At 68.3% G+C, this 11,716-nt stretch carries 14 protein-coding genes and 1 tRNA gene; 7 read left to right on the forward strand and 8 right to left on the reverse strand.

Annotated features, from left to right (window positions below):
* From ACXRVZ_RS26660 to ACXRVZ_RS26680, 5 genes are all read left to right on the forward strand, one after another.
* A partial coding sequence (locus ACXRVZ_RS26660) for a cytochrome b N-terminal domain-containing protein (protein WP_458233052.1) occupies positions 1 to 844 on the forward strand: 844 nt, incomplete at its 5' end.
* Between the two features lie 24 nt (positions 845 to 868).
* A complete protein-coding gene (locus ACXRVZ_RS26665) occupies positions 869 to 1,639 on the forward strand; it encodes a cytochrome c1 (RefSeq protein WP_457421436.1) in 771 nt (256 codons plus the stop codon).
* A 138-nt stretch (positions 1,640 to 1,777) separates the two neighbouring features.
* Positions 1,778 to 2,395 carry a glutathione S-transferase N-terminal domain-containing protein gene (locus ACXRVZ_RS26670; RefSeq protein WP_056192820.1) on the forward strand — a complete coding sequence of 206 codons (618 nt, stop codon included), beginning with the start codon at positions 1,778 to 1,780 and terminating at the stop codon, positions 2,393 to 2,395.
* Positions 2,395 to 2,901, forward strand: a complete 507-nt coding sequence (locus tag ACXRVZ_RS26675) for a ClpXP protease specificity-enhancing factor (protein WP_457421438.1) — start codon at positions 2,395 to 2,397, stop codon at positions 2,899 to 2,901. The genes ACXRVZ_RS26670 and ACXRVZ_RS26675 overlap by 1 nt, the downstream gene beginning before the upstream one ends.
* Before the next feature lie 26 nt (positions 2,902 to 2,927).
* Positions 2,928 to 3,003 (forward strand) — tRNA-Thr (locus ACXRVZ_RS26680).
* 85 nt (positions 3,004 to 3,088) lie between these two features.
* Here the strand turns inward: ACXRVZ_RS26680 and ACXRVZ_RS26685 are convergent.
* On the reverse strand, positions 3,089 to 3,535 hold the full coding sequence (locus tag ACXRVZ_RS26685) for a DUF2141 domain-containing protein (protein WP_457421440.1): 447 nt from the start codon (positions 3,533 to 3,535) through the stop codon (positions 3,089 to 3,091).
* A 223-nt stretch (positions 3,536 to 3,758) separates the two neighbouring features.
* On the opposite strand from ACXRVZ_RS26685, the gene ACXRVZ_RS26690 reads away from it, so the two are divergent.
* Together ACXRVZ_RS26690 and ACXRVZ_RS26695 are read left to right on the forward strand one after the other, a co-directional pair.
* Positions 3,759 to 4,499, forward strand: a complete 741-nt coding sequence (locus ACXRVZ_RS26690; protein WP_457421442.1) for an acyl-homoserine-lactone synthase — start codon at positions 3,759 to 3,761, stop codon at positions 4,497 to 4,499.
* A gap of 105 nt (positions 4,500 to 4,604) precedes the next feature.
* The gene (locus ACXRVZ_RS26695) at positions 4,605 to 5,015 is read left to right on the forward strand and encodes a DUF4902 domain-containing protein (RefSeq protein ID WP_458233053.1); all 411 of its coding nucleotides are present in this window, start codon (positions 4,605 to 4,607) and stop codon (positions 5,013 to 5,015) included.
* 22 nt (positions 5,016 to 5,037) lie between these two features.
* Here ACXRVZ_RS26695 and ACXRVZ_RS26700 read toward each other — a convergent pair whose 3' ends face one another.
* From ACXRVZ_RS26700 to ACXRVZ_RS26730, 7 genes are all read right to left on the reverse strand, one after another.
* Positions 5,038 to 5,751: an autoinducer binding domain-containing protein gene (locus ACXRVZ_RS26700; protein WP_457421446.1), complete on the reverse strand. Its 714-nt coding sequence runs from the start codon at positions 5,749 to 5,751 to the stop codon at positions 5,038 to 5,040.
* A 234-nt stretch (positions 5,752 to 5,985) separates the two neighbouring features.
* The gene (locus ACXRVZ_RS26705) at positions 5,986 to 6,729 is read right to left on the reverse strand and encodes an ABC transporter ATP-binding protein (RefSeq protein WP_457421448.1); all 744 of its coding nucleotides are present in this window, start codon (positions 6,727 to 6,729) and stop codon (positions 5,986 to 5,988) included.
* 20 nt (positions 6,730 to 6,749) lie between these two features.
* The gene (locus ACXRVZ_RS26710) at positions 6,750 to 7,832 is read right to left on the reverse strand and encodes an efflux RND transporter periplasmic adaptor subunit (protein WP_457421450.1); all 1,083 of its coding nucleotides are present in this window, start codon (positions 7,830 to 7,832) and stop codon (positions 6,750 to 6,752) included.
* A complete protein-coding gene (locus ACXRVZ_RS26715; protein WP_457421452.1) occupies positions 7,829 to 9,025 on the reverse strand; it encodes an ABC transporter permease in 1,197 nt (398 codons plus the stop codon). Before ACXRVZ_RS26715 ends, ACXRVZ_RS26710 begins: the two co-directional genes overlap by 4 nt.
* 22 nt (positions 9,026 to 9,047) lie before the next feature.
* Positions 9,048 to 10,211, reverse strand: a complete 1,164-nt coding sequence (locus ACXRVZ_RS26720; RefSeq protein ID WP_457421454.1) for an ABC transporter permease — start codon at positions 10,209 to 10,211, stop codon at positions 9,048 to 9,050.
* 16 nt (positions 10,212 to 10,227) lie between these two features.
* Positions 10,228 to 11,232 (reverse strand): lantibiotic dehydratase C-terminal domain-containing protein, encoded by a 1,005-nt coding sequence (locus ACXRVZ_RS26725; protein ID WP_457421456.1) that lies wholly within the window; start codon positions 11,230 to 11,232, stop codon positions 10,228 to 10,230.
* A 10-nt stretch (positions 11,233 to 11,242) separates the two neighbouring features.
* Positions 11,243 to 11,716: hypothetical protein (locus ACXRVZ_RS26730; protein WP_458233054.1), on the reverse strand; the 474-nt coding region annotated here is incomplete at its 5' end.

An 11,716-nucleotide genomic window follows, 5' to 3' on the forward strand; every position in this document is an offset into this window, starting at 1 on the left:
TGTCGTCGGCGACGCGACGCTGAACCGCTTCTTCAGCTTTCACGTCATCGCCGTGCCGCTGGTGCTGCTGGGCCTGGTGGTCGCCCACTTGCTGGCGCTGCACGATGTGGGTTCGAACAACCCGGACGGCGTCGAGATCAAGAAGGGCCCCAAGGACGCGAGTGGCAAGCCGCTGGACGGCGTGCCCTTCCACCCGTTCTACACGGTGCACGACCTCTACGGCGTCTGCCTGTTCCTGATGGTCTTCACAGCCATCCTGTTCTTCGCGCCTGAGATGGGCGGCTACTTCCTGGAGTACAACAACTTCATCCCGGCCGACCCGCTGAAGACGCCGGCGCACATCGCCCCGGTCTGGTACTTCACGCCTTACTACTCGATGCTGCGCGCGACGACCGACACCATGGTCAACGTGCTGTGCGTGTTGATCGGCCTTGCCGCCGTCGTGAGCTTCCTGAAGGGCAAGTTCGGTAGCACGGCCAAGGTGGCCTTGCTGGTGCTGGCCGCCGTGGCGATCTTCCTGCTCAAGGTCTTCGACGCGAAGTTCTGGGGCGTGGTCGTCATGGGTGGCGCGGTCGTCATCCTGTTCTTCCTGCCCTGGTTCGATCACAGCCCGGTGAAGTCCATCCGCTACCGCCCGGACTGGCACAAGGTTCTGTACACCGTGTTCGTGGTGTTCTTCGTGTGGCTGGGCTACCTGGGCATCCAGCCGCCGAGCGACATCGGCACCCTGGTGGCGCAGGTGGGCACCTTGTTCTACTTCGGCTTCTTCCTGCTGATGCCGTGGTGGAGCCGCCTGGGTACGCCCAAGCCCGTGCCCGACCGTGTGACCTTCCAGGCCCACTGATTGAGCCACGGAGCAAGAACACCTATGAAAAAGCTGATCGCCATCCTGCTGGCTTCGTTGAGCCTGGCCGGTGCCGCGCACGCCTCCGGCGGCGGCATCGAATGGGACAAGTTCCCCAAGGAAAAGATGTCGGACATGGCAGCGTTGCAGAACGGCGCCAAGCTGTTCGTCAACTACTGCCTGAACTGCCACTCGGCCGCCTACATGCGCTATAACCGCATGCGCGACATCGGCCTGACCGAAGCCGACATCAAGAACAACCTGCTGTTCGCGGCCGACAAGGTCGGCGAGACCATGAAGGTCAGCCTGGACGCGAAGGACGCCAAGGCCTTCTTCGGCGCCAACCCGCCCGACCTGACCGTCATCGCCCGCTCGCGCGCCGACGGCGCCAAGGGTTCGGGGGCTGACTACCTCTACACCTACATGCGGAACTTCTACCGCGACGACACCAAGGCGACGGGCTGGAACAACCTGGCCTTCCCCAGCGTCGCGATGCCGCATGTGATGTGGGAACTGCAAGGCCAGCGCGCCGCCAAGTTCGAAGAGGTCGCGGACCCGCATGACCATGCCAAGAAGATCCATGTCTTCGCCGGTTACGAGCAACTGACGCCTGGCACGCTGAACGAGCGCCAGTACGACGAGGCCACGGCCGACCTGGTCGCCTACCTGCAATGGATGGGCGAGCCGGCACAGGCGCAGCGCTTCCAGCTCGGCGTCATCGTGCTGATCTTCCTCGGCTTCCTGACCATCTTTGCCTGGCGCCTCAACGCCTCGTACTGGAAGGACGTGAAGTAATAGCCAAGTCCCGGTGCCGCCTCACGGCGGTGCCGAACCACGCAGTGGGGCGCGCTACGGCCACCCACTGCGTTTGCTTTTCAGCGCGGCTCCACCGCTGCGCTTTTTTGATTGACTGACCCCTCGGGAGCCCAAGCCATGATGGTCCTTTACTCCGGCACCACCGACCCCTACTCGCACCGCTGCCGCTTCGTGCTGTTCGAGAAAGGCATGGACTTCGAAATCCGTGACGTTGACCTGTTCGCGAAGCCTGAAGACATCGCCCTGATGAACCCGTACAACGAGGTGCCCATCCTTGTTGAGCGTGACCTCATCCTGTACGAATCGCACATCATCAACGAGTACATCGACGAGCGCTTCCCGCACCCGCAGCTGATGCCCGGCGACCCGGTGGCCCGCGCGCGCGTGCGCCTGTTCCTGCTGAACTTCGAGAAGGAACTGTTCGCCCACGTGAACATCCTCGAAGGCCGCGGCACGACGACCAAGGCGACCGACAAGCAGCTCGAAAAGGCCCGCTCGCAGATCCGCGACCGCCTGACCCAGCTCGCGCCGATCTTCCTGAAGAACAAGTACATGCTGGGCGACGACTTCTCGATGCTCGACGTGGCCATCGCCCCGCTGCTGTGGCGCCTGGACTACTACGGCATCGACATGTCCAAGAACGCGCTGCCGCTGCTCAAGTACGCCGAGCGCATCTTCAGCCGCCCGGCCTACATCGAGGCGCTGACGCCGTCCGAAAAGGTCATGCGCCGCTGATGGACCAGACCCCGGCCCCTGGTGGCGCGGGCAATGGCACGCCCACCCGCCCCTACCTGATCCGCGCTCTGCACGACTGGTGCACGGACAACGGCTTCACGCCCTACATCGCGGTCCATGTCGACCGTTCGGTGCAGGTGCCAATAGAGTACGTGTCCAACAACGAGATCGTGCTGAACGTCGGCTTCGACGCGACCAGCGGGCTGGACCTCGGCAACGAATTCATCCAGTTCAAGGCTCGCTTCGGCGGCGTTGCGCGGGAGATCGTCGTGCCGGTGGATCATGTCGTCGCGATCTACGCGCGCGAGAACGGTCAGGGCATGGCCTTTCCGGCGCCCGAGGCCCCGGCCGAAGGCGTGCCGTCGACACCGATCGCCACGGCGCCTGCCGAGCCGCGTCGCAGCGGCTTGCGTCTCGCGAGCGAAGCCAGTGACGACGAGGGCGACGACACGCCCCCCGACGCACCGAGCAGTGGCCCGCGGCCTTCGCTCAAGCGGGTGAAGTGACGGTCTAGAATCCTTCCTCTGTTTTCGCCGGCTTAGCTCAGTTGGTAGAGCAACCGCCTTGTAAGCGGTAGGTCATCAGTTCGAATCCGATAGCCGGCACCAAATCTCCGAGTCACCACGGCTCGCGAAGCATCAAGACCCTCAAGCCGTTGAACGACTTGAGGGTCTTTTTCATGGCGCCCACGCATCAGCGCCGCATGCCAAACCCGCGCAGCGTGACCACCTGCTTGAACGCCCCATCCTTGACGTTCACCGCCGCCAGATTGAAGGTCGGTACGCCACCAGGCCCGGTGACGTTGTTGCTGAAGCCTATGCCCTTGGGTTTGCCGCTGACAGTGGAGACGCCCAGGCGCCCCGAGTTGTCTTCGTCGTGTACCACCGAGAAGGCGTAGCGGCCGGGCGGCAGCTTGCCAAAGACGAGGCTGGTGCCCTCCACGCGCGCCGGCACGCGCGCCGTCAGCTTGCAGCCGTTGGGGAAGCGCTCGTTCTCGGCGCACAGCATCGCGCGCATCGTGCCCTGGCTGCTGTTGGCGCCCATGACGACGAACTCCGCGCTGGCCTCCGCGCCGTGGGCCAGGCCGCCGCTTGCTAACAGGACGGTCGCGAGGAAGGTCTGGGTTCTGGAAATGATCATGCTTGGCTCCGAATCGTCGGGCCCCATGCCCGCTTGCGAAGCAGTCTAGGAACGCCCGCCGGGCGGCTCTACTGCTAGTTCTGACAGGCCGCAAGCCGATTGCAGGATTTGACAGGTACCCCCTGTCGGCGAGCCGAATTGCAGACTTTGACAGTTGGGCGTTCAGGCCCGTTGGACAAACATCCGTTCCACGCAATTCGCGCTGATCCACGGAGCCACCCAAATGAATTTCGTTTGTGCACCCGCCGCAGAAATTCCCCAGGCCCTCTATGACTCGCTCGCTGCTTACCGCTACGAGGTGTTCGTTCAGCGCCTGGGCTGGGAGCTGCCCTCGCAGCCCGGCTACGAGCAGGACCAATTCGATCACGCCGAAACCGTTCATGTGGTGGCTCGCCGGCTCGACGGCGGCATCGTCGGCTGCGGCCGCCTGCTGCCCACCACCGGCCCCTACCTGCTCGAACAAGTCTTCCCGCGCCTGCTGAACGGCCTGCCGACGCCGCGCAGCCCGCAGATCTGGGAGCTGTCGCGCTTTGCCGCCATGCCGGTGAGCGGCACTGAAGCATCCACCGCGCCCGACTACATGGCCGAGCGCGTGCTGTTGCAGGCCCTGCGGTTCTGCGCTCAGCGTGGCGTGACCCATCTGCTGGCCGTGTCGACGCCGCCGGTGGAGCGACTGCTGCAGCGCGCCGGTGTCGAGTGCCAGCGTCTGGGCCCGCCGGAGATGTGCGGCGGCAAGCCGGTGATCGCCTTTGTCATCGCGGTGAGCGACGCCTCCATTGCCGCACTGGCCCGCATCGAAGAAGCGGCCCTGGCCCAGGAGGCTCCGGTTCGCGCGGCACGCGGCGAAGGCCTGCATGTGCTGCAAGAGTTGCAGGCCCTGGCATTCGAGCAGCTGGGTGTCGCCGCGCGGCCTGAGGCGCTGGCCCCGGTCAGCGCCGACTGTTCACCCACCACCATTCACTGACTCCGCCCCTTGACCTTCGGCCCGGAGCCGCCCCAGATGGGGGCCTGATTCGCGCGGCTATGCTGCGCGTCGAGTGCTCCGACCGAGAACCCATCGGTGACAGCCATGTTTGCTTCAACGCCTTCCACGATGATTGATCCGCTGATCCGCCTGCGCACTGAGGACTTGCTCGAGTTGCAGCATGTCCACCTGTACTCGGAGCTGGACGGCAACCCACTGGCCCCCGGTGTCAAAGCTGGCACCGTGTCCGGCTACACGGAATGGGCCAGTGCCAACCGCCAGCCGGCCTTGAGCTTCAGCTGGGACTGGACTTACAGCCCCGAGACCCAGCGCCTGCAAGCGCAGTGGAGCAGCCTGCGCACCAACCTGCGCGTCGTCGACTCTGAGGGTGAAGACCTGGGCGTCGAATGCACCCGGTTGTGCGTGGCCCGGCTGATGACGCGCGCGAGCTGGGAGCGGGTGATCGCCGAGAGCCTGGACCTGGCGCTGACGATGCCGCCCGACTCACGGCACTGAGCCCGGACAACGCTCTAACGCTCTACCAGAGCAGGCCCAGCATCGCCGCGCGCACCGCCGCGCTGGTCTTGTTGCACGCCCCCAGCTTGGCCACCACGCTGTTGATGTGGAAGTTGATGGTGCGCTCCGAGATGTTCAGGATGTCCGCCACCTCGGCGGACGTCTTGCCTTCGGCCGTCCAGCGCAGCACGTCGATCTCACGGTCGGTCAACTCGGCCGTGGCCTGGTCGCGGGCCGGGTCCTGGCCGCTGGCCTTCATCGCCTCGTGGCCGGTGTGCACCAGCCACTGCATGCGTGGCGTCAGCCGGGCCAGCTCGGCATCGGTCAACGGCCCTTCGGAGCGGGCCATGATGAGCATGCTGTAGGTGCCTTCGGGGTCGCGCCGCGACTGCGCCCAGCCGTGGCGCAGGCCGTGGCTTTGGGCCTCGGACCACATCTGCGGCGTGCTGGCGAAGAACGCATCGTTCCAGATCACCGGCGACGAGGAGCGCATGCCATGCGCGACCGTTGGGTCGCTCTCCATATAGCCCTGCTCGTGATAGCGCTGCAGCCAGGCGGAGGGGTAGTTGCTGTGCATGGTGGTGCGCGGCTTGGTGATCGGCACCGGCAGGCGCATGCCATGGGTGCAGAACTCGAAGCCGATGTCCGCCGCGTGATCGGCAATGATCACGAAGCAGGCCTCGGGCGTCGCCTGGGCCGCAATTCCATCCAGCAAATCCGCTGCTTGCCAATCCATCGCTGCACTCCTCTGCCTTGGACGGGGCCACACGAAAACCCGGGCCAGCCAGGTCGCGGTGGCTATCGTCGGCGAGCTGTGGTGCTGGCGCGCTCGGGATGAGCCCGTCGCTGTTGGTGGTGACAGGAAGACCCGCGCGATGACGGCGCGGGCTTTGCCAGCCTCTGGGGCGCGCCCAACGGCCGGATGCGGTTCAAGCGAGCGTGAGGCGCTCGTTGGTGACGCCGCAGTCCCTCAAGCGGCCAGAGCCGCGCTCTCGGGCGCCACGCGAGCGGCGTTGGCGGCGGTGTCGGGCAGGGCCAGGAATTGGCCCTTGTCCAGATGCATGCGGCGCGACGCCACGGCGGCGGCCTGCGGGTCGTGGGTGACCATGACGATGGTCTTGCCCAGCTCGCGGTTGAGCAGCGACAGGATCTGCAGCACCTCGTCGGAGGTGTGCCGGTCGAGGTTGCCGGTGGGTTCGTCGCACAGGATGATTTCCGTGTCCGATACGATGGCCCGCGCGATGGCCACGCGCTGCTGCTGGCCGCCCGAGAGCTGCGAGGGCAGCCGGGCGGCCTGGCTGGGCAGGCCCACCAGTTCCATCGCAGCGGCCACCTTCTCGCGCCGCTGGGCGGACGACATGGCCGTCAGCATCAAGGTCAGCTCGACATTGCGTGCCACGCTCAGCATCGGCAGCAGGTTGTACTGCTGGAAGATGAAGGCCGCGTTCGCGGCGCGCCATTGCGAGAGCTGGGCTTCGCTCATCGCCTCCAGCGCCTGGCCGCGGAACAGGATGCGCCCGGCGTCGGCGCGGTCGATGCCGCCCAGCAGGTTGAGCAAGGTGCTCTTGCCCGAGCCGGACGGACCCATCATGGCGAGGAAGTCGCCGGCGTGGATGTCCAGGTCGAGGTGGTTGAAGATGGAGACGACGTCGTCGCCGCGCTGGTAGCGCTTGACGACGCCTTGCAGCGAGAACAGGGCGGGTGCGGTGCTCATGGCGTTTCCTTGGCAGTCACTCAGAGGAACAGGACCTTGACGGCCATGTCGGGCAGGATGCGCGGGTCGGCGTCCAGCAGCTTGATGCGCACCCGCACGGTGGACTTGGCACGGTCGGCGTTGGGCATCACGCGCAGCACCTCGCCCGCGATCTGCCAGCCCTTGTGCGAGTACAGCTCGGCGCTGACCTTGCGGCCGGGCTCGACCTTGCTGAGCAGGTCTTCGTTGACGTCCACCACCAGTTCCAGCGAGCGCATGTCGACGATGGTGTAGATGCCGGTGCGGGTGTAGCCGCCGCCGGCGCCACCGGGGGCGACGATCTCGCCGACCTGGGCGTTGCGCGCCAGGATGACGCCGTCGAAGGGCGCGCGCACGGTGTAGTCGTCCAGCGCCTGGGCCTGGCGCTGTACCTGAAGTTCGCCTAGGGCGGCGTCGGCCTTGGCGCTGGCGAGGTTGCTCTGTGCCACCTCCAGCGCCGTGCGGCTCTTGCTGAGGCGCGACTCGCTGGTGAAGTTCTGGTCGCGCAGCGATTGCTCGCGGTCCAGGTCGCGTTGTGCCTCGTGCAGCTGGGCCTGTGCCGCACCCTGGCGGGCCCGCGCGGCGGCGAGTTGGGCCTGAGCCAGGCCGAATTCAGTGCGGGCCTGCTGGTCGGCCATGCGCGCCAGCACCTGGCCGCGCTTGACCAGCGTGCCCTCGTCGGCCAGCACCTCGGACACCTGGCCCAGCGTGCGCGCCGAGACCGTCGCCGTGCGCGTGGCGGCCACGAAGCCCGAGGCCTCGAAGCGCACGCCCGCTGGGGCCGGGCGCAGCGGCGCGGTGGTGGGAGCCGGCGCGGTGGTGGCCTGCGCGACCGGCAGGCCGGGCACGCTCAGGTCGCGCTGACTGCCGGTGGCCAGCAGCACGGCCAGGGCGACCGTTTGAAGACCCAGCGCGGCCACGGCCCAGGCCGGCATGCGGCGACTGCGTGGCGCGGGTGCGCTCACCGCAGGTGCAGGCGAAGCTGCTTCGGCGCCGGCCTGCCCATGGTGCGACAGGCGCAGCGTGGCCATCAGTTGCGCGCGGCGCTCGGCGCCGGCATCGAGGGAAAGGGTTGGGGCGCTCATGACGCGGCTCCTTGACGGCTGTTCAACACGCGCCAGGCCGGCAGCAGCCCACCCAGGGCCCCCACGGCCAGCGCCAGAAGCAGGGCCGCCAGCACACTGCCGGCGTCCAGCTGCCAATCGAAATGCACGCTGGAGAAACCGGCGCCCACAGTCACGCCCTGAACGCCGTTGAAGGCCAGCCAGCCGATGACCGCGCCGCACAGCGCGCCCAGGGCCGACAGGATCAGCGCCTCCGCCAGCACGCACAGCGCCACCACGCGGCTGCTGTAACCCAGCAGGTTGAGCACGCGCAAGCTGTGCCGGCGCGCATGCACGGTGATCGACAAGGTGTTCAGCGTGCCCGCCACCGTGCCCACCGCGAGCACCGCCGCCAGCGGCCAGCCGAGGTAGACCAGCAGGTTGTGCGTGCCCGCGGCCTGCTGCTCGAAGAACTGCCGCTCGGTCTGCACGCTCAGCTTGAGCCGGCTGTCCTGCGCGGCGTGCTGCTGCAGGGCGGCCAGGCTGGCATCGGTATCTGGGCCGGCGAGCTGGGCGCGCAGCGACTGGAACTGCCCCTGGCGCCCGTAGGCCGCCTGCACCGCGCCGACATCGGCCCAGGCCTCGGTCTCGAACAGCGCGGCGTCCAGCGCGTACAGCCCCACCACCTGCCAGTCGCGCCCAGCCAGGCGCACCGTGCGGCCCACGTTGAGCTCATCGCCCTGCACGGCCAGGCGGCGGCCGATGACGATCTCGTTGCGCCCCGGCGTGAACAGGCGCCCCTGCACGATCTGCAGTCCCGCACGCAGTGCCAGGCCTTGTGCGTCCATGCCGCGCAGGTTGAAGTTCTGGCGGCCGCGCTCGCCGCGCGCCACCGCCACCGTCATGCTGAACTCGGCCGACACCTGCGGCTGGCCGTCGCGCTGGGCGATGCCCGGCCCGGCCGACAGCAGCGACACCTGCTCGCGCGTCAGGCGGCTGCCGGGCTCGCTGGTGGCCTCTTCGGCCAGCATCACAGCCACCTCGGTGGAGCCGGTATTGCGCTGGCTGCGCTGGTAGCCGTCGGCCATCGCCAGGAAGCCCAGCAGCACCAGCACGACCAGCATCACGCACAGCGCCACCGTGGCGCTGGCCCACTTGTTGCGCCACAGGCTCGCCAGCGAGACCTGCATCAGCGGCGGCCATTGGCGCCAGGGGGAGGAGAGCTTGGTGTTCATGGCCGTGAGGTTGCGCTGGGGCTCAACCGTTGTCGACTGTCAAAGCCTGCAGCGGGCGGATGCGCAGGGCCAGCAGCGCGGGGATCAGGCCCGTCAGCAGGCTCACCACCGCCGCGATCAGCGCGGCCTCGCCCACCACCGCCCAGGGCAGCACCACGTCGGGCATGAACTGCGAGAGCCGGCGTGTCACCAGCAGGTTGAACAGCGCGCCTGCGCCGATGCCGATCACCGAGCCTATCCACACCAGCGCGCCGGAGCGCCAGAACACCAGGCGCAGCACGCGGGCGTGCGACCAGCCCAGCACCTTGAGCACGCCGATGTCCCGCGTGCCCTGGCGCACCGCCAGCGCCAGCGTGCTGCCCACCACCAGCATGAGCGAGCCGAAGGCCGCGGCGATGACCGCCTTGATCATGAAGGTGACGTTGCCGAACTGGGCGAAGAACTCGCTGTGGAAGGCCTGATCGGTGTTGCTGTTGGTGGGGTCCGACGTGGTGGCAAAGGCCGCGTCGATCTCGTTGGCCAGGGCTTGCACGGAGACGCCGGGCTTGGCCGTCACCATGAACGAGCCCACCGTGTCGCGCCACAGCGAGCGTGCCTCGTTGAGGGTGTCGTAGTGCATCAGGATGAAGTTGCGGCCGCCGCCGCTGTCGGCGCTGGTGAAGGTGCCCGCCACGCGCAGCCGCCAGGCGGGCTCGCCGGCCGGCGGCTGGAACAGGATGCTGCCGAGCGGCACCACGTCGCCCACCTTCCAGCCGTAGCGGTCGGCCAGGCCGCGGCTCACGAGGATGCCGTCGCGCTGCGCGTAGAAGGCCTCGGCCACGCCGGGTGCGACGATCATGTCGGGGTGTTGGGCCAGCCAGGCCTGGGGCTGCACCGCGAACACCATCTGCATCTGGCGTTGGTCCTGGTAGTAGGCGCCCAGCCAGGTCGCGTGGCCCACCATGGCCACGCCCGGCAGCGCCTCGATGCGCGCCTTCTGCCCGACGGGCAGCTGCGCCATCAGGCCCGACTGCGGCGTGATGATGAGGCGCTGGCCGGAGACCGACTCCTCGCCGCTGTCCAGCGAATAGCGCAGCGAGCCCAGCACGGCGTAGGCCGCAAAGGTCAGCGCGATGCTGGCCAGCAGGATGAAGGTGTGCAGCCGCTGGTGGCGCAGCTGTTCGAGGACGACCCAGAGTTCTTTCATGACGGCTCCTTCGGGCTCACGCGGCCAGGGGTTGGGGGGCGGCCTCGCGCGCAAGGGCATGCGCGGTGCGGGCCAGGCTGCGTGCCAATGCCACCTCCTGCAGCGGCGCCAGGCCCAGGCGGTTGTTGAGCATGTGCAGCTGCGACGCCAGCATGGCTTGCAGCGCCAGCCGGTGCTGGGCCTCGTCGGCCACTGGGGCATTGGTGATGGGCGAGATCAGCAGGCCCTGGTAACGCTGGATGTCCCATTGCGCCACTGCGGCATCCAGCCCCGCCATCAGCAACGCGGCCGGGCTGCGTGACGTGGCGCCATCGCGCGCGCCTTGCAGCTGCTGCGCCAGGCGCTGGCACTGCTCGGTCGTCGGTGCCGGGGCTTGTGTGGCCGGCGCACTGAAGGCCTTGACCTCGGCCGAGCTCATCGTCCAGTAGGCCACGTAGTCGTCCAGGAAGCGCGCCACGCCCGCCAGGTCGGGCTGCCAGGCCTGCGCGAACAAGGGCATCAGGCTGGCCGCCAGCTGCAGGCGGCGCGACACATCGCCGGGGCTGGCCCGCACCAGGCTCAGCGCCAGCGTGCTGCCGAGGTCGAACAGGCCCTCGTTGACTGGCAGGCCCGCCGCCCCGCCGTAGCGGCGCCATTCGGGCTCGTAGGGCATCACCTGCACGCTGCCTTCGTCGAACCACGGCAGGTGCGCGAGGTCCAGCGGTTGGCCGTCGAAGAAGTGGTTGCGGTAGTAGGCCTCGCGTGTCGGCGGCTGTGCGCTCAGATAGCCGGGCACGGCGGCGCGGGCGTCGGCCAGCAACTGCTCGCGGCCCGCCGGCGACAGGGCGCGCAGGCGCAGCCGCAGGTGAGGGCCGCCCTCCCAGTAGCGCAGGAAGAACCAACCGGTGGCGCCGCCGCTGCCTATCAGGCTGCGTACCTGGGGCGTGACCCAGTCGAGCAGGAAGCGGTCGGCGGCGGCGGCATCGGACAGGAAGATGTGCAGCGCGAACCAGTCGTTGGCATGGGCTTGGGGGTCGGTCATGACGGGGCTCCTAGAGTTCCCAGCGGGTGTTGGTGCTGCGGTTCAGGCCGCACATCACCTGGTAGACAAGCGGGCCGGGCAGCGCGAGGCCGCCTTCCAGCACCGCCTCGCGCATCATGCGAAGCGGCCGGGCGAACAGGCCGAAGGCGGTGGCGGCGAGGCTGAAGTCCTGCGCCTGCGCACCGGCCGCCAGGTGCAGGCGGCGCAGCGCGGCGCTGCCGTGGCGGGCCTGGGCGGCGTCCAGGTCGGCGCACCACAGCGCGTGGCACTTCAGGCCCAGCAGGTTGTGCGGCACGCCGGGGTGGGGCAGGGCGTCCTGAAGCAAGGCCTTGAGCTGCGTGGCGGGCAGCGCGCTGAACTGATCACCCTCGGGTGTGAACAGGCCGGGCGCGCCGGCAGCGTCGTCCAGCCAGACCAGCAGCGGCTGCAGCTCGGCCTCGCCCGGCAGGGTCTGGCGGCGCGCGGCCAGCTGGCGCCACAGCGC

The organism is Roseateles sp. P5_E8, assembly GCF_054177665.1.